The organism is Thermus aquaticus, assembly GCF_001280255.1.
GTDB lineage: Bacteria > Deinococcota > Deinococci > Deinococcales > Thermaceae > Thermus > Thermus aquaticus.
In genome coordinates this window covers 1,753,545-1,777,281 of the sequence record NZ_LHCI01000106.1, presented here as the reverse complement: position 1 = coordinate 1,777,281, position 23,737 = coordinate 1,753,545, and the positions used below count along the sequence as shown (strand labels likewise).

General features: G+C 65.2%; 24 protein-coding genes, 3 tRNA genes and 1 pseudogene. 15 read left to right on the top strand and 13 right to left on the bottom strand.

All coding sequences use genetic code 11. The features are described from left to right. Positions 1–3: 3 nt before the first annotated feature. The 3 genes and pseudogenes from BVI061214_RS10420 to BVI061214_RS10410 form a co-directional block, all read right to left on the bottom strand. Positions 4–1,617, bottom strand: a complete 1,614-nt coding sequence (locus BVI061214_RS10420; protein ID WP_053768327.1) for a hypothetical protein — start codon at positions 1,615–1,617, stop codon at positions 4–6. A gap of 21 nt (positions 1,618–1,638) precedes the next feature. Further along, positions 1,639–2,130 carry a hypothetical protein gene (locus BVI061214_RS10415; RefSeq protein WP_053768326.1) on the bottom strand — a complete coding sequence of 164 codons (492 nt, stop codon included), beginning with the start codon at positions 2,128–2,130 and terminating at the stop codon, positions 1,639–1,641. A 12-nt stretch (positions 2,131–2,142) separates the two neighbouring features. Next, positions 2,143–2,774: pseudogene (locus BVI061214_RS10410) on the bottom strand (hypothetical protein). A 59-nt stretch (positions 2,775–2,833) separates the two neighbouring features. Here BVI061214_RS10410 and BVI061214_RS10405 point away from each other — a divergent pair. The 9 genes from BVI061214_RS10405 (at position 2,834) to BVI061214_RS14075 (ending at position 13,598) form a co-directional block, all read left to right on the top strand. Next, a complete protein-coding gene (locus tag BVI061214_RS10405; RefSeq protein WP_053768325.1) occupies positions 2,834–3,028 on the top strand; it encodes a hypothetical protein in 195 nt (64 codons plus the stop codon). 92 nt (positions 3,029–3,120) lie between these two features. After that, the gene (locus tag BVI061214_RS10400; protein WP_053768324.1) at positions 3,121–4,404 is read left to right on the top strand and encodes a flippase; all 1,284 of its coding nucleotides are present in this window, start codon (positions 3,121–3,123) and stop codon (positions 4,402–4,404) included. Continuing rightward, positions 4,394–5,512, top strand: a complete 1,119-nt coding sequence (gene glf / locus BVI061214_RS10395; protein WP_053768323.1) for a UDP-galactopyranose mutase — start codon at positions 4,394–4,396, stop codon at positions 5,510–5,512. The genes BVI061214_RS10400 and glf overlap by 11 nt, the downstream gene beginning before the upstream one ends. Continuing rightward, complete coding sequence (locus BVI061214_RS10390; RefSeq protein ID WP_053768322.1) at positions 5,505–6,419, top strand: glycosyltransferase family 2 protein; 915 nt, start codon at positions 5,505–5,507, stop codon at positions 6,417–6,419. Before glf ends, BVI061214_RS10390 begins: the two co-directional genes overlap by 8 nt. A 14-nt stretch (positions 6,420–6,433) precedes the next feature. Continuing rightward, complete coding sequence (locus BVI061214_RS12660) at positions 6,434–7,378, top strand: glycosyltransferase family 2 protein (protein ID WP_248841761.1); 945 nt, start codon at positions 6,434–6,436, stop codon at positions 7,376–7,378. A gap of 229 nt (positions 7,379–7,607) precedes the next feature. Then, positions 7,608–8,591, top strand: coding sequence for an EpsG family protein (locus BVI061214_RS10385; RefSeq protein ID WP_162208015.1), 984 nt, complete (start codon positions 7,608–7,610; stop codon positions 8,589–8,591). Between the two features lie 20 nt (positions 8,592–8,611). After that, positions 8,612–9,703, top strand: coding sequence for a glycosyltransferase family 4 protein (locus BVI061214_RS10380; protein ID WP_053768652.1), 1,092 nt, complete (start codon positions 8,612–8,614; stop codon positions 9,701–9,703). Positions 9,704–9,739: 36 nt separating this feature from the next. Next, the gene (locus BVI061214_RS10375; RefSeq protein ID WP_053768320.1) at positions 9,740–10,978 is read left to right on the top strand and encodes a sugar transferase; all 1,239 of its coding nucleotides are present in this window, start codon (positions 9,740–9,742) and stop codon (positions 10,976–10,978) included. Positions 10,979–11,141: 163 nt separating this feature from the next. Further along, entirely contained in the window at positions 11,142–13,598 is a 2,457-nt protein-coding gene (locus BVI061214_RS14075; RefSeq protein ID WP_053768319.1) for a Wzz/FepE/Etk N-terminal domain-containing protein, read from the top strand. Here BVI061214_RS14075 and bshA read toward each other — a convergent pair. From bshA to BVI061214_RS10340, 6 genes are read right to left on the bottom strand one after another with little or no spacing between them, the layout of a single operon-like run. After that, on the bottom strand, positions 13,595–14,701 hold the full coding sequence (bshA, locus tag BVI061214_RS10365) for an N-acetyl-alpha-D-glucosaminyl L-malate synthase BshA (RefSeq protein ID WP_053768318.1): 1,107 nt from the start codon (positions 14,699–14,701) through the stop codon (positions 13,595–13,597). The genes BVI061214_RS14075 and bshA overlap by 4 nt on opposite strands. 12 nt (positions 14,702–14,713) lie before the next feature. After that, entirely contained in the window at positions 14,714–14,971 is a 258-nt protein-coding gene (locus BVI061214_RS10360; RefSeq protein WP_248841760.1) for a hypothetical protein, read from the bottom strand. Continuing rightward, entirely contained in the window at positions 14,956–15,225 is a 270-nt protein-coding gene (locus BVI061214_RS10355; protein WP_053768317.1) for a helix-turn-helix domain-containing protein, read from the bottom strand. The genes BVI061214_RS10360 and BVI061214_RS10355 overlap by 16 nt, the downstream gene beginning before the upstream one ends. A gap of 60 nt (positions 15,226–15,285) precedes the next feature. Next, the gene (locus BVI061214_RS10350) at positions 15,286–16,509 is read right to left on the bottom strand and encodes a vWA domain-containing protein (protein ID WP_053768316.1); all 1,224 of its coding nucleotides are present in this window, start codon (positions 16,507–16,509) and stop codon (positions 15,286–15,288) included. A gap of 51 nt (positions 16,510–16,560) precedes the next feature. After that, on the bottom strand, positions 16,561–16,863 hold the full coding sequence (gene mntA / locus BVI061214_RS10345; RefSeq protein WP_053768315.1) for a type VII toxin-antitoxin system MntA family adenylyltransferase antitoxin: 303 nt from the start codon (positions 16,861–16,863) through the stop codon (positions 16,561–16,563). Next, positions 16,853–18,241 carry a sigma 54-interacting transcriptional regulator gene (locus BVI061214_RS10340; RefSeq protein WP_053768314.1) on the bottom strand — a complete coding sequence of 463 codons (1,389 nt, stop codon included), beginning with the start codon at positions 18,239–18,241 and terminating at the stop codon, positions 16,853–16,855. The genes mntA and BVI061214_RS10340 overlap by 11 nt, the downstream gene beginning before the upstream one ends. Before the next feature lie 49 nt (positions 18,242–18,290). Between BVI061214_RS10340 and hslV the strand changes: the two genes are divergently transcribed. Genes hslV through BVI061214_RS10325 form a run of 3 tightly spaced genes read left to right on the top strand, consistent with a single transcriptional unit; the run spans position 18,291 to position 21,206 of the window. Further along, positions 18,291–18,875 (top strand): ATP-dependent protease subunit HslV, encoded by a 585-nt coding sequence (hslV, locus tag BVI061214_RS10335; protein ID WP_248841759.1) that lies wholly within the window; start codon positions 18,291–18,293, stop codon positions 18,873–18,875. Then, on the top strand, positions 18,872–20,122 hold the full coding sequence (locus tag BVI061214_RS10330; protein ID WP_053768313.1) for an ATP-dependent protease ATPase subunit HslU: 1,251 nt from the start codon (positions 18,872–18,874) through the stop codon (positions 20,120–20,122). Before hslV ends, BVI061214_RS10330 begins: the two co-directional genes overlap by 4 nt. Before the next feature lie 10 nt (positions 20,123–20,132). Beyond that, positions 20,133–21,206 (top strand): tetratricopeptide repeat protein, encoded by a 1,074-nt coding sequence (locus BVI061214_RS10325; RefSeq protein ID WP_053768312.1) that lies wholly within the window; start codon positions 20,133–20,135, stop codon positions 21,204–21,206. Positions 21,207–21,343: 137 nt separating this feature from the next. On the opposite strand, the gene tatA is transcribed toward BVI061214_RS10325, so the two are convergent. Next, a complete protein-coding gene (gene tatA / locus BVI061214_RS10320) occupies positions 21,344–21,493 on the bottom strand; it encodes a twin-arginine translocase TatA/TatE family subunit (RefSeq protein ID WP_053768311.1) in 150 nt (49 codons plus the stop codon). Between the two features lie 69 nt (positions 21,494–21,562). Here tatA and BVI061214_RS10315 point away from each other — a divergent pair. The 3 genes from BVI061214_RS10315 (at position 21,563) to BVI061214_RS10305 (ending at position 21,824) form a co-directional block, all read left to right on the top strand. After that, positions 21,563–21,639 (top strand) — tRNA-Pro (locus BVI061214_RS10315). Position 21,640: 1 nt separating this feature from the next. Beyond that, positions 21,641–21,716, top strand: a tRNA-Gly gene (locus tag BVI061214_RS10310). A gap of 32 nt (positions 21,717–21,748) precedes the next feature. Then, a tRNA-Arg gene (locus tag BVI061214_RS10305) sits at positions 21,749–21,824 on the top strand. A gap of 76 nt (positions 21,825–21,900) precedes the next feature. On the opposite strand, the gene BVI061214_RS10300 is transcribed toward BVI061214_RS10305, so the two are convergent. Genes BVI061214_RS10300 through BVI061214_RS10295 form a run of 3 tightly spaced genes read right to left on the bottom strand, consistent with a single transcriptional unit; the run spans position 21,901 to position 23,530 of the window. Next, entirely contained in the window at positions 21,901–23,151 is a 1,251-nt protein-coding gene (locus tag BVI061214_RS10300; RefSeq protein WP_053768649.1) for a site-specific integrase, read from the bottom strand. Beyond that, positions 23,151–23,288 carry a hypothetical protein gene (locus tag BVI061214_RS13010; protein WP_003044736.1) on the bottom strand — a complete coding sequence of 46 codons (138 nt, stop codon included), beginning with the start codon at positions 23,286–23,288 and terminating at the stop codon, positions 23,151–23,153. The genes BVI061214_RS10300 and BVI061214_RS13010 overlap by 1 nt, the downstream gene beginning before the upstream one ends. Then, positions 23,285–23,530, bottom strand: a complete 246-nt coding sequence (locus tag BVI061214_RS10295; protein ID WP_053768310.1) for a hypothetical protein — start codon at positions 23,528–23,530, stop codon at positions 23,285–23,287. Before BVI061214_RS10295 ends, BVI061214_RS13010 begins: the two co-directional genes overlap by 4 nt. Between the last annotated feature and the right edge of the window lie 207 nt (positions 23,531–23,737).

The following is a 23,737-nucleotide window of genomic DNA, read 5'->3' as shown; positions in this document are numbered from 1 at the left end:
GGCCTACCTGACCCTCAGGCCAAAGCCCAAGGAAAACCCCGTGGCCTCGCCGTACTGGCCCTTGAGGACGTTCTGGGCCTTAAGCTCGTAGGCGAAGCAGCCATCGTAAAGACGCAAGGTGAGGCCGTACCGGCTCACCCCCTCGGGGCCCAGGCCCACCTGGGGCGCCAGCCACAGGGCCTGGCAGCAGGCGCGGTCGGGCTCGGGCATGGCGTAGGCGAGAAGCCACTCCGGGTAGCTCCCCTCCCGCCAGCCCACCCGGAAGCGGCCCAGGGCCCCGTCCTCGTAGGCCACCTCCACCCCCACCATCCGGTTTCCCAGGGGGTTTTCCAGGTAGTACCGCCCCTCCAGCGGCCCATAGGCCAGGAGGAGGTCCAGGCGCTGCCCCTCGGGCCTGGCCTCGTAGGCGAAGAGGTTCCGGGGGCCGAAGGGCTCCAGCCGGCCCCAGTAGCTCACCTCCGCCCTGGCCTCGCCTTCCCGGAACGCTGCCCGAAGGCTTCCCCACAGGGAAAGGTAGGGGTCCCGGCCAGGGTAGAGGGCGAGGAGGAGGCCCGGTTCCAGGCTTAAGGAAAAGGGACCCTCCCGGAAGCCCCAGGGGTAGCGGCCCTCCAGGCCCAGGGTCCACCCCTGGGCGCTCGCGGTCTCGGCGTAGCGCACAAAGGGCTTCAGCTCGGCCCCCTCCAGGAGGAAGCGGGGGGTGTAGCGGGTCTCGAGGCGGGGGGTGGCGGCGTTGGGGGGAAGGGGCGTGGCGGCGAAGAGGAGGTCATCCCAAAAGGCCCGCACCCCGGCCCCGTAGCCCAGGCGCACCTCGGCCCCCAGGCTGCCCTCCTTGAGCCCAAAGAGGAGGCTCTCCTTGGAGGTGGTGAGGCCGCTTGCGAGAAGGGTGAGCCGCCTCTTCCAGGCCCCCACCTCCTCCCCTGGCCGGGGAAGGGGGAAGTCCCTGAGGCCCAGGGTGTAGCCCCCGGTGTCCGAGGCGGAAAAGACCAGGGGGCTTTCCAGCCTGGGGGGGCGGTTCAGGTTGACCCTAGCCTCGGAAAGGGGTACCTCCAGGCCGAAAAGGCCCAGATGGGCCTCTCCCCTAAGCTCGCCGGTGTCCACCAGGAAGGTGGCCTCCTCCAGGGAAAGCCGAAGGTCCTCCCCGCAGGGGCAGGGGGTGGCGAGGAACCCAAAGAGCCGGGCCTCCTTCTCCGTGAAGATGGCCTTTTCGGCCCGCACCCGGTAGGCGGGGGTGGTGAGGCGGACCTTCCGGCCCTCCGGAGGGGAGCTGAGGGTAAGCTCGGCCGCCTCCGCCCTCAAGCGCCCCCGGGCCAGGCGCACCTCCTTCAGGAGCTTGCCCTCCAGGCGCCCCGCCTCCAGGCGCCAGCCCTGGGCCAGCCCGGTGAGCCCCTCGGCCTGGAAGGTTCCCTCCCCTTCCAGGTAGGCGATCCTTGGGGCCTCGAGGCGGAAGCCTTTCCCCTCCAGGCAGGCCCGGCCCTCAAAGACCAGGGCTTCCCCGTCGTAGCTCATCTCCTCGCCCCCCAGAAGCCCCTCCTCGGTTTCCAGCGTGTAGGGCCTTTCCGCGCACGGGCCCGCCAAGGCGGCGCCCAAGAGGAGAACCCAGGCCAGCGCCCGCTTCATGTGAAAGAGGATACCCCAGCTTCAGGGCTTCCAGCCCAAGGGAGCCGCCGGGTAGGGCGGGGCCTGGTTCCGCCTCAGCTCCACCCGAAAAAGCCGGCTAAGGGTGACCGTGCCCCCGGTGCGGGCCGCCTCCCCCAGGGCCTGGTCCAAGAGGGCGGCGAGCTCCATCAGCAAGCGGTCCTGCCGGGCCTTGTCCACGGGCAGGGCCCCGAAGGTGAAGCAGGCCGGGTTCACCGCCTGGCAGTGCCTCTCCAGGCGGAGCTTCCCCCCGAGGAAGTAGAGCCGCCACCCCCCCAGGTCTACCCGATACCCCGCCCTGAGGAGATCCCGGTACTGGAGGGATAGGCTCTCCCACAGGGCCCGGGCCTCCTCTCCTCTCGGGCTTAGGGTGTAGCGCCACCCCTTGGCCCCTCCCGCCGTCAGGGTCTGGCTTTGGGTGAGCCCCCAGTCCTGGGCCAGGACCGGGCCCCACCAGGCCAGGGCGAGAACCATCCAGCGGATCATGGGACTCATTTTGCTCATGGCTCAGCGGAAGATGGAGAGAAGGGCTAGGACCACCCCTATGGCGGTGAGGAGGAGCATGGTCTTGTTGAAGGCGGTGTTGATCTCGGCCTTCACCTCTTGGCGCAGGTTTTCAATGCGCCCTTCAAGCTTGGTCTCTACCGCCTGGATTCGCTCCTCCAACCTGGTCTCTACCGCCCGGATTTGCCCTTCCAGACTGGTCTTCACTTCTTGGATTTGCCCTTCCAGCTTGGTTTCTACCGCCTGGATTTGCCTCTCCAGCTTGATCTCAACTTCTTGGATCCGTCCTTCCAGCTTGGTCTCTACCGCTTGGATTCGCCCTTCCAACTTGGTCTCAACTTCTTGGATTCGTCCTTCTAGCCTGGTCTCTACCGCTTGGATTTGCCTCTCCAGCTTAGTTTCTACTGCCTGGATTCGCCCTTCCAGCTTGGTCTCTACCGCTTGGATTTGCCTTTCCAGCTTGCCCTCTAACGCCTGGATCCGTCCCTCCAGCTTGGCCTCCATTCCCTGGACCTCTTCCCGCAGGCCGTCAATGCGCCGGGAGAGGTCGTTGATCAGGGGGGGAGTATTTGGACCGTGGTCTCCACGATCCCCTCCAGCTTTTCCAGGCGCTCCAGCATCCGGTCCTCGGGCATACCTTCATCCTACTCCCTTATCCTCCTCCGGCGGGAGAGGGCGTGTTATACTCCCTCCCATGAGTGCGCCGATTGGCTTCAGCAGCCAGGGCCTCCGTGGGGTCATTGCTCGGGACTTCGCCTTGCTCGCCATCCTGGGCGTGGATAGCTTGGACGGGGTGAACTGGTTCTACGACAAAGCCTGGTTCATCGCCGAGGCCACAAGCCCCGATCTCGTCCAGGCGCTTTTGGAGGAGACTAAGTGCCCGCGCTGAGGTAGAGCCTTAAGATGGTGGCGAGCAGGCATCCCCGCTGCCCTCCTAGGGGATGAAAAATTTTTTTCAGACTGTGTAAATGGGGTCCGGATGTGTTAGTACATCTTTGGCGCAGAGCAGGAGCACTTCTACGAAGCTCAACCTTACATAATCTCTTCTACCTCTACGCCGTTCAGGCGGCCAATTACCTTTTCCCTCTCATCACCTTGCCTTACCTTACCCGGGTCCTGGGGCCCGAGGGGTTTGGCAAGCTCGCCCTGGCCCAGGCAGTGTCCCAGTACCTCTACATCGTCTTGGAGTATGGTTTCTCCCTCTCGGCCACCCGGGAGGTGGCCAAGTGGCGGGACCGACCGGAGGCCCTCCGGGGGGTCTTGGGGGGGGGTTTAGGTGCTCGGGCGTTACTTTCTTTGCCTGCGGCGGGAACCGCTTTGCTCGCCCTTTATCTATTTCCGCCCCTGCGAGGAGAATTGGGCCTGATAGGGGGAGGCTTTCTTCTCGCCTTGGGAATGAGCTTAAGCCCGGTCTGGTTCTTCCAGGGTATGGAGCGGATGGGTTTCGTAGCCCTGATGGAGTTCTTTGTCCGCCTTTTGGCGACGGTCGGGATTTTCTGCCTTGTGCGTTCCCCGGCGCAGGTGGCTTGGCCCTTGTACATCCAGGCTGTGGCCTCCTTTGTGTTGGGCTTCGCTGGCCTCGCATGGGCAACATCCTGGGTGGGACTTCGCTGGCCAAGATTTGGGGAGGCGTGGGGTTGGCTAAGACGGGGTTTTAGCCTCTTCTTGTTTCGCTCGGTGGTGAGCCTGTACACCACGGCAAACGTCCTTTTGGTAGGGCTTTTCCTACCCCCAGCTCAGGTGGCCCTTTACGCTGGAGCGGAAAGGCTCAGTAAAGCCTTGATCCCGATGTGGGACCCCTTTAGCAGGCTTTTCCTTCCCCGCTTTTCTTACCTTTTAGAGAGGAGTCCAAAAGATGCCTCGCGTCTTGCCCGGCGGGTGGGCAGCATCATGCTTGTACTGGGCCTTCTTGCGGCGGGGGTTTTTACGTATGGGGCACCCTTCCTAGTCCAACTGCTCTTGGGGCCCGGGTACGAAGGGGCGGTACCCCTAATGCAGGTTCTGGCCTGGCTTCTTCCCCTGATCGCCCTCTCTAATTTCTTGGGCATCCAGTGGATGCTGGCGCAGAGGATGGACCGCCCCTTCAACCTCATCATTTTTATCGCTGGATTATTGAATGTTGTTCTCGCCTTCTTGGTAGTTCCCCGTTACGGAACCTTAGGGATGGCCTGGGTCGTGGTTCTTTCGGAGGCCTGGGTGACCGGGGCTATGGTAGTTTATCTTTGGTGGAAGGGCCGGTTGCCCTGGAGGATGAATGAAGGTTGACTATCTCATCATCGGCGCCGGCTTCACCGGGGCCACCCTGGCGGAGCGCCTGGCCTCGGCGGGGAAGCGGGTTCTGGTGGTGGACCGCCGGGACCACATAGGGGGCAACGCCTACGACGAGTATGACCCCCACGGGGTCCTGGTGCACCGCTACGGCCCCCACATCTTCCACACCAACAGCAAGAAGGTGTGGGACTATCTCTCCCAGTTCACCGAGTGGCGCCCCTACTACCACCGGGTCCGGGCCGTGGTAGAGGGCAAGGAGATCCCCCTCCCCTTCAGCCTGGCCTCCCTCTGGGCCCTCTTCTCCCCAAGGTTAGCGGACAAGCTGGAGGAGAAGCTCATCGCCCACTACGGCTACGGGGCCCGGGTGCCCATCCTGGGGCTACGGGAAGCCGAGGACCCGGACCTCCGCTTCCTGGCGGACTACGTTTACCGCAACGTCTTTGAGGGCTACACCCTGAAGCAGTGGGGCCTGCGCCCCGAGGAGCTCTCCCCCACGGTCACAGCCCGGGTTCCCGTCCTGGTGAGTTACGACACCCGCTACTTCCAGGACACCTACCAAGCCATGCCCAAAGAGGGGTACACCGCCCTCTTCCGCCGGATGCTGGCCCACCCCAACATCAAGGTCCTCCTAGGGGCGGACTGGAGGGAGGTGGAGGGGGAGGTGCGCTTTGACCGTCTGGTCTTCACCGGGCCCATTGACGAGTTCTTCGGCTACCTCCATGGCCCCCTTCCCTACCGCTCCCTACGGTTTGTGCTAGAACACCACCCCCTGCCTTACGTGCAGGGGGTGGGCACGGTGAACTACCCCAACGAGCATCCCTACACCCGGAGCACGGAGTTCAAGCACCTTACGGGCCAGGACTACCTGCCCCACACCACCCTGGCCTACGAGTACCCCGAGGCTTACGAGCCGGGGAGGAACGAACCTTATTACCCGGTGCCCCGGGAGGAGAACGAGGAAAGGCTAAAGCTTTACCTCAAAGAAGGAGAGAAGCTGAAAACCGTCTTTTTTGCTGGCCGGTTGGGCGACTACCGCTATTACAACATGGACCAGGCTGTGGCCCGAGCTCTTAAGCTTTTTGAGGAGGTCGTCCGTGAGTGAGAAGGTTTGTGCCGTGATCGTCACCTACAACCGAAAGGACCTCCTACGGGAGTGCCTGAACGCTGTCCTAAGCCAGACCCGTCCTCCGGACCACGTTCTGGTGGTGGATAACGCCTCCACAGATGGGACCCCGGAGATGCTCAGGGCCGAGTTCCCTCAAGTGGAGGTGCTGCGCCTTCCTGAAAACCAGGGAGGGGCGGGAGGCTTTCACGAGGGGATGAAGCGGGCTTACGAGGAGGGGTATGAGTGGATATGGGTACTTGACGATGATACGATCCCGGAAGCCACCACCCTCTTCTTCCTCCTGGAGGGCGCTAAGCGCTACAACTTGGACATAGCCAGCCCCATCGCTGTTTCCTACGATGACCCTGAGAAGCTTGCTTTCCCCCTCTTGAACAGAGGGATGTTGACCTACGACTGGCGTTCGGTCCTACAGAATGAGCCGCGCTTAGGCCAGAATCTCCTCTTTCTAGGAGTTCTACTCAATAGACATGTGGTGGAGCGAGTGGGGTTACCCGACCCCCGCCTCTTCATCCGGGGCGATGAGGTGGAGTACAACAGGCGCATACTGAGGGCGGGGCTTAGGACGGCGATCCTTCCTTGGGTTCGGGTAAGACATCCTAGCTTCTCTGGAGAACTCTTTTTTCTCTCGGGAAGGCGCTTCGCTGTGGTTTATTCCGGAAGCCAGTTCAAGGACTTCTATAACTTTCGCAACCGGATGTACATTTTTCGCAAACACAGCAGGCTCTGGCCTGTTTGGGCGCTTTTAGAAGCTATAAGGCATGCCCTCTTCTTCCTCCTCCTTCGGAGATGGGACTGGCCAGGGTTCGTCTTTTGGGCCAAGGCGGCCTACCTCGGACTACGTGGCAGGCTTATACCTTACAAGGACTTCGCTAAGGAGAACTAGGAGCTTGGGGAGGGATGGGCATGCGTTGGGACTCTCTCGCCAAGAATCCCCCTCTCGTCACAATAGGGCTCCCCGTGTACAACCCGGGGCCCTTCTTGTCGTATGCCATAAGGTCCGTTTTTGCCCAAACCTATCCCTCGTGGGAGCTTGTGGTGGTGGATGATGGATCCACGGACGAGAGTTTGGAGCGTTTAAGGAGGATTGAAGATCCTAGGGTACGCGTACTGACCGACGGGAAGCGGCGAGGCTTACCCTACCGGTTGAACCAGATTCTAGAGGAAGCGTCTGGAGACTTCATTGCTCGTATGGATGCCGATGACCTTATGGATCCACGGAGGCTAGAAAGGCAGGTGGCGTATCTCCTCAAAAACCCAGGACTAGATGCTGTAACGACGGGGGCTTATATGATAGACCAACGGAACCAGCCTTTTGCTCTTTGGCCCGCACGCCAACCATCCCTGCAGGACGTGCTGTCCTGGGGAGGGTACTTGCATGCTTCTCTCCTTGCCCGGAGGGATTGGTATCAAAAGAACCCTTATTCCTTAGAGTATCCCAGGGCCGAGGACCGTGAATTTTTTGTGCGAACTTGGAATTCTGCCACGATAGGTGTCCTTGCAGAACCTCTGTACTTTTACCGATGGTTCGGCGTCGTAAAGCCCCAAAATGTTTTGCTAGGCTATGCAAGTGAACGCAAAATACTCTGGCGCTATGGACCTCAGCTTGTCGGTTGGAGGAGAACGGCTGTTCTCATTGGGAAGAGTTATATCAAAACGTTTGTTACTTATACTGCATATCGCTTCGGCCTTGTGCAGTTGTTAGAGCGTAGGCCAAGATTTTCGCCCTTAGATTTGGAAGACCTTGCAAAAGCCCAGAGCGCCATAAGAGCGGTGGCCCAAGCTCGGGTTCCTGGCTGGGAAATATTGGACGGCCCAGAGAATGAGGGAGACAAGGAGGTGTGATGGGAGCAAGAAATGACGCGAACCAGCGACTTGCGTTCTGGCCAGGAAAGCGAGTCGTAAAAAGGTTTACTCTTTCAGGTCTTTTAGGCTTGCTGGGTTTCCTGGTTGGGTTCGTATCCCGTACCGGGATGGGACTAGGGTGGGGTGATCGTGGGTGGTCTATTGGGTTGGTTGGATTCTGAACTACTGGATGCTATTGTGGTATAGTTCAGGCTTTAGGAGCAGGCTTTTGCTTTTCCTTCCTTTAGTATATGTAGCTATTGTGATTGTTCTCAGGGATAGTGGCACAGATGTTCGTACCTACGAGCAGGTGCTCAGGGGACTGCTTCATGAGGGCTCTAGTGCCTGGATACCTGGGTGGGAGCCTCTCTTTTTCCTTTTGGCAAAGTTGGGCTTGTGGGTTTTTGGCTCGGAAGTGGAGGCTCTTAGGTTTATAGGGGGCTTTTACGTGCTTGTTTTGGCTTTCTTTCTGGTTAGGGCAGACAATAGGGAGCTATTAATTTTTCACTTGCACTACCTGCCTCTGTTTGCCTACAGCCATGGGATGAACGCCGTTAGGGCTGGTCTTGCGACCGCTGTTTTCCTATTGGCCTGGCAGAGTCTCAGAAGGGGATTTAAGTGGAGCTTTTTCCTCTTGAGCTTAGCTAGCTTTCTTTTTCACTACTCTTCGGCCCTGGCTTTCGTTCTTTCCTGCGGAAATGAAATCCGCTTTAAGGTTTGGCGCAATTTCCTGCCCCTCCTGTTGATCTTTGCTGTCGTCTTCGGCTTGGTTTTTGTCTACTTAGACTACTTTGAGGCTAAGCTTGCCTTGTATAGCTCTTACGAAGCACCTTCTCCCTTTTCTGGGCTGATACGCACAGGGCTAGTCGTACTTTTATGGATGTTCTTTGTAAGTGGAAAGATTCCTCTTAAAGTGAAAATCAGATCATTTCTTTCTCTTGTTCTTCCCGCAATCATTCTACAGATACTCGCCTTTTGGTCATATGCTGCGCTCAGATTGGTGGATCTAATGCTCTTCCTCGCGCCCCTAGTGCTAGTTCGGGAGTACGACATGCTCGGGCGGTCACCGCCGCGCCTTTTTCGGGTTGGGCTGGTGTTGGTTAGTTTTCTAGGGATTTTGTTCACATATAGAAACTTTCTAGCGGATTACGATGGACAGGTTACCGGTACGGAAACGCCCTTCCTACCCTACAGGACCCTCACTAATGAGTAGAAGAAAAAAAGGAGATGAACATGCGCCTTCTCTACCTCATCACCCGCGCTGAGCCTGGCGGAGCCCAGGTGCACGTCCTGGAGCTACTCCGGGCTTTTAGGGGCCAGGCCGAGGTCCACCTTGGGGTGGGGGAGGACCGGGACGGGTTTCTCGTTGAGGAGGCGAGGAAGCTTGGGGTGGAGGTTCACCTCCTGAGGGGACTGGTCCAGCCCATACGCCCCCACCAGGACCTCCCCGCCCTTTTGGAGGTCGGGGCCCTTCTCAAGCGCCTCTGCCCCCACCTCGTCCACGCCCACTCCTCCAAGGCTGGGTTCCTCGGGCGGCTTGCGGCGAGGGCCTTGGGCGTGAAAAGCGTCTACACCGCCCACGGTTGGGCCTTCACCGAAGGGGTGCCGAAAGGGCGGAGGAGGCTCGCCCTCGCCATGGAGCGCTTCGCCGGAAGGCTTGGGGACCGGGTGATCGCCGTGTCCCATTACGACCGGGACCTCGCCCTCTGCCACCGGGTGGTCCCTGCGGAAAGGCTCAAGGTGATCTGGAACGGCGTGCCCGATACTCCCCTAAGGGCCCGCCCCGAGGCCCACCCCCCGAGGCTCGTCATGGTGGCCCGCTTCGCCCCTCAGAAAGACCACGCCCTCCTCCTCCGGGCCCTTGCGGGCCTAAGGGAGCTTCCCTGGACCCTGGACCTGGTGGGGGAGGGCCCCCTCCTTCCCCAAGCTCAGGCCTTGGCCCAGGCTCTCGGCCTTGCGGAGCGGGTGCGCTTCCTCGGGGCGAGGCGGGACGTGGCGGAGGTCCTGGCGGGAGCCCAGGTCTTCGCCCTCGCCACCCACTGGGAAGGCCTTCCCCTTTCCGTGCTGGAGGCCATGCGCTCCGGTCTTCCCGTGGTGGCCACGGACGTGGGAGGGGTGAAAGAGGCGGTGGTGGAGGGAAAGACGGGGTTTCTGGTGGGGCGGGGGGACGAGGCGGGGTTTCGGGAGAGGCTCGCACGGCTTCTGCGGGACCCAAGGCTCAGGGCCTCCCTGGGGGAGGCGGGGCGGAAGCGGTACGAGGAGGCCTTCACCTTGGAGAGGATGCTCCGGGAGACCTGGCGGCTTTACGAGGAGATCCTGGGTTAGGGTTTTTTCATGCTCCGTTTGAGTTCTTAGGGTAAGATGGCTGGCGTGAGCGCTTTGGAGCTGCGTATCCCTTACCGCGTGGCCCAGACCCGTTCCCGAACGGGCTTGGCCTTGGCCTTGGCGCCTCTGCCCTCCTTGGTCGCTGGGCTCCTCCTTTTCGGGGCCCCCCCGTGGGGGGAGGGGGTATGGCTCCTGGTGGGGCTCACTGCCCTGGCCCACCTCCTGGCCTTCTTGGCCACGGAGCGGATGGCCCGGTACCCTGGGCAGGAGTCCTGGAGCCTGGTGGGCTTTAACCTTCTCCTCTTCACCCTCTTCCTAGTGGCCGTCCTGGCCATGGGGCGGCTGTACTACTCCAGGGGCTATCTCCTCACCGCGACCCTCCTGGCCTTCCCCCTTCTCCTCCTCTACCTGAGGGGTCTTCCTCCGGTGAGGCTCGCCCTCCTCCCCGGGGGCGTGGCCGATGGGCTCCTCCGGGCCCTGGGCAGGGAGCTTCCCCCCTTGAGGGGCCTCGAGGGGGTGGAGGGGGTGGTGGCTGACCTGCACCGCCTGGACCCCAGGGCCCTTCCCCTCTTGGCCGGGGCCGCCTTCCGCGGCCTGCCCATCCTCCACGCCGCGAGGGTGTACGAGGGCTACACGGGGCGGGTTCCCCTGGAGCTGGCCGAGGGACTCTTTGCCCTGGCGGAGCGGGAACGGGGCCTTTACCCCCTGTTCAAGCGGGCCTGGGAGGTGGGGCTTGTGCTCTTCCTTTCTCCCCTCGCCCTTCTCGTGGGGCTCCTCGTGGCCCTTGCGGTTTACCTAGACCTGGGGAGGCCTGTGCTCTTCGCCCAGGAGCGGGTGGGCCTCGGGGGGAGGGCCTTCAAGGCCTACAAGTTCCGCACCATGCGGGGGGCTCCCCGGGAGGGGGCCTACGCCGGGGAGGAGGCGGAGAGGATCACTCCCCTAGGCCGCTTCCTCCGCCGCTACCGCTTGGACGAGCTTCCCCAGCTCTGGAACGTCCTCAGGGGGGAGATGGCCCTCGTGGGCCCCCGGCCCGAGCAGCGGGTCCTGGCCGAGGCCTACGCCCGAGAGATCCCCCTTTACGCCCTCAGGCACACGGTGCAGCCCGGCCTCACGGGGTGGGCCCAGGTGCACCAGGGCTACGCCGAGGGGAAGGAGGAAACCCTGGTGAAGCTGAGCTACGACCTTTACTACGTCAAGCACCTCTCCTTCTTCCTGGACCTCCGGATTCTCCTTCGCACGATCTGGGTGGTCCCCTCGGGCTTCCGGGCGAAGTGAGGCAAGGGTATGGAACCCAAAGACCTTACCCTCTTGGACCTCTTGACCCACCTGCGGTGGAGGAGGCGCGGGATCCTTTGGCTCGCCCTTGGGGCGGGGGTTTTGGTCTACTGGTCCATTTGGCTGGACCTTTACATCCTGTCTAGTAGACTTTAGGAAGCTTATGGTGGAGACCCCCCAAGACGAGCTTTCCCTGCGGGACATCGTGGAGGTCCTGAGGCGGCACCGGGTGTACCTCTGGGCCTTTCCCCTGATCCTGGCCGCCCTGGCCCTCATCTACGGCTTCCTCATCGCCGAGCCCACCTACGCCTCCACCGCCACCCTCAGCGTGGCCCCGGTGCAGGTGCAGGCCCAGCTGGAGCAGAGAATCCAGGTGCAGCAGGCCACGCCCATCACCTTTGAGGGGCTAAAGGCCCTGGCCCTCTCCGAGGAGACGGTGGGGGAGGTGTGGGAGGCCTTGCGGAAAGAGGGCAAGCTCCCCACGCGCTGGCAGGACCGGGGAAGCCTGCGAGGGGTTGAGCGGATGATGCGGGACCTCAAGGTCAAGGACATCTCCCCCAAGCTCCAGGCGGTAAGCCCTAACCAGGTGCCTCCCATCGTGGCCAGCCTCACCGTTCAGGCCCCGGACCCCCAGGTGGCGGCCAAGGCGGCCAACCTCTGGGTGGAGGCGGTGAAGAGGCGGGTGAACGCCATCCCCCTCGCCCGCCTCGAGGCCAGCCTCAAGGCCCTGGAGGAGCAGGTGACCCCCGCCGAGAAGGCCTACCGGGAGGCCCAGGCCCGCTGGGAGGCCTTTAACAAGACCACCACTCTGCCCCAGGACCGGGCGGAGCTGGACGCCAAGACCCAGGAGAGGGTGGGCCTGGACACGGAGCTGGCGGGCCTGGAGCGGGACCTGGCGGCGGTCCAGGGGCGGATCCAGGCCACCCTGGCGGAGATGCGCCGGCAGGAGGCCATCGTGCCCATCGGGACGCCTCCCGAGCAGCTGGCCATCATCAACCGGCGTTTAGCAGAGGCCCAGGCCTCTTTGGCGAGGGAGCTGGAGCGGGTGCGCCAGTCCTACACCCAGGCCGCCCAGGTTTTGGAGAAGTTTAAGGGGCGGGAGCAGATCCCCGTCTGGCAGGCGGAGCTTTCCGCCTATACCGAGGCCTACGCCTCAGCCCAGGCCAGGCTCATCGCCCTGCAGAAGGACCTGGCGCAGAAGCAGGCCCTCCTTCAGGACGCCGAGGCCCGCCTGGCGGAGTACAAGGCCCAGCTCCCCAACCTGTCCATTGAGAACCTGGTGGCTGGGCTCACGGTGAAGGAGGCGGAGGCCTTGGTGGCGGACCGGTTGAAGGAGGCCGATTCCAGGCTCAAGGCGGCCGAGGGGGCCTGGGCGGAGTTTCAGCGGAAGAGCCAGCTGGAGGTGTGGAAGCGGCAGCTGGGCGGGTACGCGGACCGGGTGGCCTCCATCCGCCAGCGGCTGGAGAGCCTGGCCACGGAGAGGGCCATTAAGCAAACCCGCCTGGAGGAGGCGGAAAAGGAGCTGGCCAAGGAGCCCAGGCTGATCACCCTGGAGCGGGAGATCACCGCCGACCCTGCGGTGGCGGCCGCCATCGCCCAGGGGGGGAACCTGAGGGACCTCCTGGGCCTCAAGCTCAAGAACCAGGAGCTAAACCCCGCCCACCTGAAGCTTCTCTCCACCGCCTTGGACCTCCGGGCGGACCTGGCGGCTTTGGACCGGGAGGAAAAAGCGCTTAAGGCAGAGGAGGCCAAGCTTGCGCCCTTGGTGCAGGACCTGCAGCGGTGGATTGCGGACGAGGAGGCGTTGCGGGCGCGGCTTTTGACGGAGTTGGACACGGCGCGGGACATTTACAACGCGGTGTACCGGTACGCGGAGAGCCTGAAGAAGGTGGCCTCGAGGCCGGACGCGGCCTTGCGGGAGGTGAGCCCCGATGTGCTGGCCTACCGGGACCGGGTGGTGGGCCTCAGGGCCGAGATCGCAGGCTTTAAGGCAGAAGAGGAAGCCCTAAAGCGGAGCCTCACCGAGCTGGACGGCCGCATCCGCGACCGCAAGGCCAAGATCGCCGCCCAGGAGCGGGAGAAGGAGGCCGTGACCCTGGAGTACGCCACCAAGAGGGCGGCCTACGAAGCCTTCCGTAGCCGCTACGACCAGATCGCCAGCCTCACCGCCCAGGACCTCACCTTTGACAACCCCAACCCCGAGTTCCAGCGCCTCCGGAGCGCCCTCATCGACGCCCAGGCCGAGGAGGCCCGGCTTTCTGCCAGGCGGGCCGCCCTCCTGGCCCGCATCAACCAGGTGGAGGCCCGCCTCGGGCTCCTCAAGGACCGGGTGGCCAAGGCCCAGGTGGAGCAGGACACGGTGAACCAGGCCCTAGAGCTGGCCAAAAACGCCTACCTGGCCCTGGCTCAAAAGCGCACCGACCTCCAGATCCAGATCGCCAGCAACCAGGAGGCCTGGGCCTCCATCCTGGCCCCCGCCTACCCCGTTTACGAGAAGGTGGCCCCCAAGCGGGGCCTCCTCCTGGCCCTGGCCGTGGCCCTGGGCCTGATGCTGGGGGTGATGGCGGCCTTTGTGGCCGAGGCCCTGAGGCCCAAGGAGCCCGCTCCCCAGGTGGGCTAAGTTAGGGCCTTCTCGTAGACCTCCAGGTACTGCCCGGTGATGGCCTCGGGGTGGAAGCGCTCCATGGCGTAGGCCCGGGCCCGCCTGCGCATCGCGGGAAGATGGGGGCTTTGCAAAAGCTCCAGGACCGCCTCGGCCAGGCCTTCCAGGTCCCCGAGCTCCACGAGCCTCCCCACCTCGGGGGTGACCAGTTCCGGCACCCCGCCCACCGCCGTGGCCACCACGGGCACCCCCGAGGCCAGGGCCTCGAGGGCCGCCTGGCCGAAGGACTCCTCCTCCGAGGCCAGGAGGAAGAGGTCCGCCGCCCCTAAGACCTCCTCCGGGTGGCGGGTGGGGGGGTGAAAGGTGACCCAGGGGGCCACCCCCAGCTCCTCCGCCACCCGCCTGGCCTCGGCCTCCTCAGGGCCCTTGCCCAGGAGGAGGAGCCGGGCCCTGGCCCGCCTTCGGACTTTGGCGAAGGCCCGCACGAGGTCCGGCACCCGCTTGATGGGGCGGAAGTTGGAAGCGTGCACCAGAAGCCACTCCCCTTCCTCGGCGTAAAGCCGCTTGCGCCCGGGCCTGGGGTAAAAGCGCTCCGGGTCCACGGCGTTGTGGATCACCGTGGGCTTAACCCCGAAGGCCTTCTCCGCCTCCTTGGCCAGGGCCCGGCTGACGGCGGTGGTGGCCCTGGCGGCCAGGAGGGCCCTTCGGGTGGGCCCGTGGAAGGCGGGATCCAGGCCCAAGACCGAGACGTCGGTGCCGTGGAGGGTGTGGACCAGGGGAAAGCCCTCGCCGAGGGCCAAATAGGCCGCCGCCGCGTGGGGGATGGCGTAGTGGGTGTGGACGAGGTCCAGCTCCAGGCGCTTGGCCTCCCTTTCCAGGGTGCCCGCCAGGGAGAGGGTGTAGAGGGGCCCCGGGAAGACGGGGTAGTAGGGCAGGTCCACGGGCACAAAGGCCACGGGGCTTTCTTGGGGAAGGCGGAAGGGCCGTTCTGTGGCGAAGAGGTAGACCCGGTGCCCCATCCGGGCGAGCCTTTCCGCCAGCTCCGTGGCCACGATGCCGCTTCCCCCAAGCCCGGGGTAGGCCACTAGGCCCAGCCTCAGCGAGGAAGGGCGCTCCGCCATGGTCCGAGCTTATCAGGGCCCCTCTTCCCCCAGGCCCTGGAGGAGGTCCTCGGCCTCTTCCATGTACCTGTCCCAGGGAATCAGGGCGAAGCCCTCCCCTTTGCGCGCGGCGTAGTAGGGGAGGTTCAGGGTCAGGGGGCTTCGGGTCTCCTGGTAGGCCCGCACCAGGGCGGGCGGGGGCTTGGGATGGAGGCGGGGCAGGAGTAAGTCCCCCGCCGCGGCGAAAGCCGCGGCGGGGGCCCCAGTACGGGTACTTAAGTGCCAATGCATAGACTTTGCAACACCCCCTGCCCCAGCCCTTCCCTGAGCCTCTCCATGTCCGGCCACCGCCTGAGGTTGCGGTGGAGGGTGGTGCGGTCCAGGCCCAGGTAGCGGGCGGTGCGGGGGGCGCTCCAGCCCTGGGCGGCCAGGCGAACCGCCTGGGCCCGGCGCAAGACCTTGAAGGGGACCACAGGGTTGGTCTCCAGCTCTCGGAGCCGGGCGTCCTCCTCTGGGGTCGGGTGGATGCGAAAGGGGGCAGGCATGTGGGTAGTTTAGTGCATGGGCACTTAGGAGGAGGGCCAGGCGGTACGGGAGAAGGCCCATCAGTTCCTACGCACCTTCTTGTTGAGGAAGTCCAGGAGCAGGTAGCGGCCGATGTTGCCCGGGTGGGTCAGGTAGGCCTTGCCCCGGGTGATCTGGGAAAGCTTCTTGACGAAGGCCAGAAGCTCCGGCTCTCGGGCCAGCATGAAGGTGTGGATGGGGATCCCCTCCCGCCTGGCCAGGGTGGCCTCCTTGAGGGTCTCCGCCAGGATCAGGGGGTCCAGGCCCCAGGCGTTTTTGTAGATCTCCCCGCTGGGCAGGGTGATGGCCGAGGGCTTGCCGTCGGTGATGAGGATGATCTGCTTCATCTCCCCGCCCATCTTCTTGAGGAGGGTCCGGGCCAGCTCCAGCCCGGCCTTGGTGTTGGTGTGGTAGGGGCCTACCTGGGCCAGGGGGAGGCGGGATAGGGGGATCTCCTCCGCTTTGTCGTGGAAGAGGACGAAGCGCACCTGGTCCCCGGGAAACTGGGTGCGGATGAGGTGGGCCAGGGCCAGGGCCACCTTCTTGGCAGGGGTGAAGCGGTCCTCGCCGTAGAGGATCATGGAGTGGGAGCAGTCCAGGAGGACCACGGTGCTCATGCTGGCGGTGTACTCGGCCAGGTCTATGATGAGGTCGCCCTGGTCCAGGTTCTCCAGGCCCTTGGCCGCCGCCTTCTTCAGGGTCTCGGGGACGTTGAGCTCCAGGGGGTCCCCCCAGTCCCAGGCCTTGGTCTCGCCGGTCTTCTCCACCCCGGGGGCGTGGTGGGGGGTGGGGTGGAGGCCTGGGGGGTTGCGGCCCAGGGCCCCCAGGAGCTCCCGGAGGCTTTTCAGCCCCAGGAAGTCCGAGGCCTTTTCCGTGAGCTCCAGCCGGGCCTCCCCCGCCTCGCCCCGGTAGCCGCCCTGGGCGGGGTCCGTGGGGTCCTGGCCCGGGAAGCGCACGTAGCCCGCCTCCTCCAGCTTGCGGATCAGGTTCTGGATGGCCTGGTAGAGGCGGGTTTCCTCTTTGCGGTTGGCGAAGCGGGCCTCGCGGAGCCAGTCCTCGGGGACCAGCTCGTTCTGGAGGAGGGCCTGAAGGAGGGCATCGTAGAGGTCCTCCAGGGTGGAGGCGCGGTTGGGGTCGGGGTCGTAGCGCTGGAAGGGGTCGGAAAACCCCGAGTCCAGGAGGAAGTCTTCCAGCAGCGCTAAGACCTCCTCGGGGGAGAGGTCCTCGAGGCCCCCCTCGTAGCGGGTGTAGCGGACGGCCTTCACCTTAACCTCCCAAGGACGGACTCCATGAGGCGGGTGTAGTTTGGATGCGCTCTAGAACTCGGCCCATAGCACCCCTTCCCTGAGCACCCGCTCCCGGAAGGCGGGCTCGGCCTCGGCCAGGTCCACCAGGTCCACCCGCCGCACCACCCTGGCCTCCTCCAAAGCCTCCCTGAGGAGGGGCATGAGGTCCTCGAGGGGCTTTTCCGAGAGGAGGGCCAGGTCCAGATCCGAGGCCCGCCTCCCTTCCCCCCGGGCCCAGGAGCCAAAGAGGTAAAGCCGCGTCCCGGTGCCCTGGAGGTAGGGCCTCAGGGCCTCCAGCACCGCCTCCTTGTCCAGGTCCAGGCTAGTTGCCATACCCCCTCGTCCTTTCCGCCGCCTGGTAGCTGGTCTCCCCCCGGGAGAGCTTCCTTCGGCCCACCAGGCCCTCGAGGACGAACTCCCCGGCGGAGACCAGCCGCTCAGGGCCCGTTCCCGCCAGCTCCCCGGCCGCCTCCAAAAGCCCCGGCACCTCCCCCATGGCCTCCAGGGCCGCCTTGGGGTCCTCGGGCAGGGTGAGGAGGTTGCCGGCCTCAAAGTGGGCCACGATGGGCTCGGTCCTCAGGCGATAGCGGGGGAGGACCATGCCGAAGGCCCGCTGGATGAGGTCCTTGGCCACCTTCTCCGCCCCCTGGAGCTCCCCCTCGTACTCCAGCTCCAGCTTGCCGGTGATGGCGGGAAGGCCCATGTAGAGGTCCAGGGGCCTCGCCACGGGCCTTCCCCCCAGGAGGAGGGCCCGCCTCTCGGCGCTCGCCGCCACCAGCTCCAGGAGGCTTATGGCCAGGCGCTGGGAAACCCCCGCCGTCTGGTCCACCCGGCGGTCCTCCCGGGCGGCGAAGGCCACGGCCTCCACGGCGAGCCGGATCCACTCCGGCACCTCCACCCCCTCGGGGAGGAAGGCCTCCTGGGCGCTGATCCTGGCCCCTTCCTCCAAGGAGCGGGGGTAGTGGGTGCGGATCTCGCTGCCGATGCGGTCCTTGAGGGGGGTGACGATCCGGCCCCGGGCGGTGTAGTCCTGGGGGTTGGCGGTGAAGACCAGCCACACGTCCAGGGGGAGGCGGATGGGGTAGCCCCGGATCTGGACGTCGCCCTCCTCGAGGATGTTAAAGAGGGCCACCTGGACCTTGGGGGCCAGGTCGGCGAGCTCGTTCACGGCGAAGATGCCCCGGTTGGCCCGGGGAAGGAGGCCGAAGTGGATGCTTTCCAGGTCGGCCAGGCCCGCGCCCCGGCGGGCGGCCTTGATGGGGTCCATGTCGCCTAGGAGGTCGGCCACGGTGGTGTCGGGGGTGGCCAGCTTCTCCACGTACCGCTCCTCCCGCCTCACCCAAACGATGGGGGCCTCGTCCCCGGCCTCCTCCAAAAGCCTCTTGCCCTCGGGGGAGATGGGGTTTAGGGGGTTGTCCCGAAGCTCCGTGGCCAGGGCGGGAATCTCCTCGTCCAGGAGGCCCGTGAGGCTACGGAGGATACGGCTTTTGGCCTGGCCCCGGGTGCCCAGGAGGATGAAGTTCTGCTTGGCCAGGATGGCCTGGACCAGGGCGGGGATCACCGTGTCCTCGTAGCCGTGAATGCCGGGGAAAAGGGGCTCTTTTCGCCTGAGCTTTTCCAAAAGGTTTTCCCGGGCCTCGTCCTTCACCGAGCGCCGAAGCTTTTCCATGGGGTAGGTTCGCTTGAGCTCGCCTAGAGTCCTGGCCTTCACCCTTACCAGTCTAGGGGAAAGGCCAAGGAGGGATTGTGGCCCTGAGGCCATGGCTAACGTCTTTCTCATGGCTTTGAGATATGGTGCCCTTGTGGAGATCCACGGCACCACCATCCTGGCCGTGCGCAAAGGGGGGGTCACCGCCCTGGCCGGGGACGGGCAGGTCACCTTGGGCCAGACGGTCCTGAAACGGGGGGCGGTGAAGGTGCGGCGCCTCGAGGTGGGCGAAGGGGTCCTGGTGGGCTTCGCCGGGGGCGTGGCCGATGCCCTGGCCCTTTTGGAGCGCTTTGAGGAGAAGCTCAAGGAGGCCAAGGGCCACCTCCTCAAGGGGGCGGTGGAGACCGCCAAGCTCTGGCGCACCGACCGGGTGCTCCGCCACCTAGAGGCCATGATCGTGGCCGCCGACCGGGAAAACATGGTCCTCCTCTCGGGAAGCGGCGAGGTCATCGCCCCCGAGGAGCCCCTTTTGGCGGTGGGGAGCGGGGGACCCTACGCCCTGGCGGCGGCCAAGGCCCTTTTCCGCCACTCGGCCCTAAGCGCCAAGGAGATCGCCGAGGAGGCCCTCAAGATCGCCGCCGAGGTGGACCTCTACACCTCCGGCCAGGTCACTGTCCTCACCCTGGGAGAAGCATGAACCTGACGCCCGCCGAGATCGTCAAGGAGCTTTCCAAGCACATCGTGGGCCAGGAGGCCGCCAAGAAGGCGGTGGCCGTGGCCCTCAGGAACCGCTACCGCCGCAAGAAGCTCCCCCCTGAGGTGGCCCGGGAGATCACCCCCAAAAACATCCTCATGATCGGCCCCACGGGGGTGGGCAAGACGGAGATCGCCCGCCGCCTGGCCCGGCTGGCGGGGGCCCCCTTCGTCAAGGTGGAGGCCACCAAGTTCACCGAGGTGGGCTACGTGGGCCGGGACGTGGACGCCATCGTCCGCGACCTGGCCGAGGCCAGCTACCAGCTGGTGCTGGAGGAGATGAAGAAGAAGGTGGAGGAGAAGGCCCTGGCCTTCGCCGAGGAGGAGCTAGCCACCCTGCTTCGCGCCTCCATCGCCGACGTGCGCTCAGGCCGCCTGGACGGGCTTTACGTGGAGGTCCAGGTGGAGGAGGAGGTGGGCCTGCCCTTCATGGGGGTCCTGGGGGGCGAGGCCTTCGGCGGCATGGGGGACATGCTGAAGGGCCTCCTGCCCAAGCGCCCCGTGCGCCGGCGCATGACGGTGCGGGAGGCCAGGGAGGTCCTCAAGAACCAGCACGCCGAGCGGCTCATTGACAAGGAGGAGCTTAAGGAGGAGGCCAGGCGCCGGGCCCAGGAGGAGGGCATCGTCTTCATTGACGAGATCGACAAGGTGGCCCGCCGGGAGGGCACCGTGGGCCCGGACGTCTCGGGGGAGGGGGTGCAGCGGGACCTGTTGCCCATCGTGGAGGGCACGGTGGTCTCCACCCGGATCGGCCCTGTCTCCACGGAACACGTCCTCTTCATCGCCGCCGGGGCCTTCCACGTGGCCAAGCCCTCGGACCTGATCCCCGAGCTCCAGGGGCGCTTCCCCATCCGGGTGGAGCTCTCCCCCTTAGGCCCCGAGGAGTTCTACCGCATCCTGAAGGAGCCGGAGAACTCCCTGATCCGCCAGTACACGGAGCTCTTGCGGGCCGACGGCACCGAGCTCGTCTTTGAGGATGAAGCCCTTTGGGCCATCGCCCAGGCGGCCCACCGGGCCAACCAGGAGCTGGAGGACATCGGGGCCAGGCGGCTGGCCACGGTGCTGGAGCGGGTTCTGGAAGAGGTCAGCTTCCAGACCGAGCTGGGCCGGGTGGAGATTACCCGGGCCTACGTGGAGAAGCGGTTGGAGGCGGTCTTCGCCTCGCCGGACGTGACGCGGTTCGTGCTGTAGGAGGAAGGATATGCGCTGGATGCTTCTGACCTTAGGCTTGCTGGCAGTGCCCACCTTGGCCCAGACCCCGCCCCCTGCGGCGGCGCAGGTGCGGCAGGTACAGCAGGACCCCCTGAAGACCGGGGTCCAGCTCTACGCCCTGGGGCGCTACGAGGCGGCCCTGAGCCTCTTTGAGCGGGCGGTGAAGGAGAACCCAGGGAACCCCGATGCCCTCTACTGGCTGGCCCGGGCCCAGCTGAAGATGGGCCTTTTGAACCCCGCCTTGGAGAACGCCAAGGGCCTGGTGGCCCGGAACCCCCGGTACATCGGGGGGTACATGGTCCTCTCCGAGGCCTACGTGGCCCTCTACCGGGCCTCGGAGGACAAGGAGAAGGGGAAGGCCTACCTGGAGCAGGCCCTTTCCGTGTTGCGGGATGCGGAAAGGATCAATCCTCGGTACGCCCCCATCTTTGCCCAGCGGGGCCTGGTTTACGCCTTCCTGGGGCAGATGGACAAGGCCGAGGAAGCCTTTAAGCGGGCCCTGGCCCTCGAGGACACCCCAGAGGTGCGCTCGGCCCTGGCGGAGGTCTACCTGGCCTCGGGCAAGCTGGACGAGGCTTTGGACCAGTACGCCAAGGCCGTGGCCCTGGCCCCCAAGAACCTGGACCTGAGGGTGCGTTACGCCTCCGCCCTTCTCCTGAAGGGTAGGCCCGAGGCGGCGGCGCAGGTTCTGGAGGAGGGGCACAAGCTGAAGCCCCTGGACGCCGAGGGCTGGTACACCCTGGGCCAGGCCTACCTCTCCCTCGGGCGCCCCAAGGAGGCGGGCGTGGCCCTGGAGAACGCCGTGGCCTTGGCGCCTTTGCGCTTCCCCGCCGCCTACTACTACCTGGGCCAGGTCTATCTGGCCTTGGGGGACGCCGCCAAGGCCAAGAACCGCCTCACGGTGGCGGCGCGCCTCGAGCCCAAGAAGCCCGAGTACCGCTACCTCCTCTGCCTGGCCAACGAGAAGCTGGGGGACAAGGAGGGGGCCCGCTACCAGTGCCAGGAGGCCCTCAAGCTGAAGCCGGGCTACAAGGAAGCGGAGGAGGTGCTTAAGCGGCTTTAGGCCCTGGGGTTTGTGCCCCCGGGGCTTCCCCTTGGCCCCAAGGTGGGCTATGGCGAAGGCCCATGTGGCGGTACCCGGGGGCTATCGCCTGTATGCCCCTGGAGGGATCGTTCAGGAAGTCCCTAAGCCTTAGGCTCTTACTTCTTCTCCTCCCCCTCCTGCAGGCCCTTCTTAAACTCCCGAGCCGACTGGCCGATGCCCCGGGCCAGCTCGGGGAGCCTCTTGGCGCCGAAGAGGAGCAGGATGACCAGGAGGATGAGGAGGATTTCCAGCGGTCCTAAGCGCATGGGGTCATGATACCACGCCTTGACCCCCTTTGGATGAGGTGCTATCGTGGCCTGTGGGTGGCCACGGCCCGGGGCGTAGCGCAGGCCGGTAGCGCACCTGCTTTGGGAGCAGGGGGTCGCCCGTTCAAATCGGGCCGCCCCGACCACGCGGGAGTAGCTCAGTTGGTAGAGCATCGGCCTTCCAAGCCGAGGGTCGCGGGTTCGAGTCCCGTCTCCCGCTCCACCAGGCCGGGGCTCAGCCCCGGCCCTTCGCTTGGGCCCGTAGCTCAGTGGACAGAGCAGCCGCCTTCTAAGCGGTAGGTCGGGGGTTCGAATCCCTCCGGGCCCGCCACGATGGAGACGCAAAACTTCGCCCCCCGGTAGCGTGGCCGGGGGGCGGGCCTGTTAGCTTACCGTTAGCTTACGGCTCAGGCCTGCCCTCGAGGCCCCAGGTAGTCCTCCGGGTCAAAGACGTAAACCTCGGGCCTCTTACCCCCGCCGCTTGCGGCCACGAAGTCCTCGGGGTCAAAGATGTGGGTTTGGCGCTCCTCGGAAAACATGTGCCGGTAGTTGTTGAAGGTGATGCTGGGGCTGGTGTGCCCCATGCGCTCAGACACCAGCTCCACGGGGGCCCCTCGGGCCAGGAGCATGGAGCCGTAGGTGTGCCTCAAGTCGTGCACTCGGGCAGGGGGCAGGCCTAGGCGCTTCAGGATGCGGGTTAGCGCCCGGTTTGGGGTGTTGTAGCCGAGGGGTTCTTGGCCGTTGACCCCGGGGAATACCCAAAAGGAGGGGGGTGGGTAGCTTCCAAGCCGCTCCCGCCACCACTCCCGGTAGCCCTCGAGGCGGGCCAGGGTCTTGCTGGGGATGGGTACCGCCCGCTTGCCGCTCGCGGTCTTGGGGTCAGAGATGGCGGTGCGGGCCCCGTCAAAAGACCAGGTTCGCCGCACGTAGAGGAGCCCCTTCTCCAGGTCTATGTCCTCCCACTGGAGGCCCAGGGCCTCCCCCTTCCTGAGGCCGCAGGAGAGGCAGAGCCTGAGGACGAGGGCCGTGCGGGGGTCCGGGTGGGCATCCAGGGCGGCCAAAAGGGCCTCTATCTCCCAGGTCTCCAGGGTCCTTCCGGGCTTCTCCCTCTCCTGCTCCAACCCGCCCCGAACCTTGACCGGGGCCACGGGGTTCCGGGCCACCAGCTCGAGGGCCAAGGCCTCCTCAAAGATGGCGTTAAGCTTCTCCCGCACCTTCTTCACGGTCCTCAGGGAAAGCCCGCGGTTCAGGAGCCCGTCAATGACGGCCCGGATGTCCCTGGGGTTCACCGCTTGGAGCCGGGCCCGCCCCAAGGGGTCCTTGGCCTGGGGGTCCTCGAGGGAGGGCAGGGCGTAGGCCAGCTCCTTCCGGTAGAGGAAGAGGGTCCTGGGTCTCACCTCCCGGGCCTTCCGCTCAAGCCAGCTTTGGGCGAAGTCCCGGACGGTGATGGCCTCGGGAGGGGCGAGGAGGCCCCGGAAGTGCTTGAGGGCCATCTCTTGCCGCCAGGCTTCCGCCTCCCGCTTGGTGGGGAAAGACCGGGTGAGCTTCTTGGGGCGGCCCGTCTTCGGGTCATGCCCCACCGTCAGTTGGGCCATCCACCTCCGCCGCTCCTTGCTGAAGAAGACCGTGCCCGTGCCTCGAGTGGCCCGCCGGGCCATCACCACCACCCCCTTCGCCTTCCCGCCCGCCTCAGGGTCCTCTTGGCCCACCTCCAGGCCAGGCGCTTGGGAAGCCGCCCCCGGGAGAGGGCCTTCACGTCCCCTATGAGCCTGAGAAGCCGCCAAAGCCACCTCACGCTTCCTCCTCCACCTCCTCTTCTTCCGCGGGCTCCCACCAATAGTGCTCCACCTTGAGGCCCCTGAGAAGGGCCTGCCCCCGCTCCTTGGGGGACAGGCCCTCGAGGACCCGGAAGAGGTGCCGGGGCCCGCGTATTCGCACGGTCCGGGTCTCCTCCCCGGGCTCCAGGGCCTCCACGCCCAGGGCCTTGAGCCGCCGCTTCAGGGGCGGCCTCACCAGGGCCAGGTGCCTTCCCCTCATACGGGGATTCTATCACGCCACACGATAGCGGTTCATTTGGGGTAGGGGCCCCAAAGCGGACCGCTTTCTTTCGCCTTCCGCCGCCTTTTGCCGCCTCCAGGACCGCCTTTTGCCGCCTTTTGCCGCTTTTTGCCGCCTTCCGCCGGGTCCTGGGCCTCGAGGGGAGGGGGGCGGGGAGGGGGCTTGGCCCCTCGAGGCCCTCCCCTT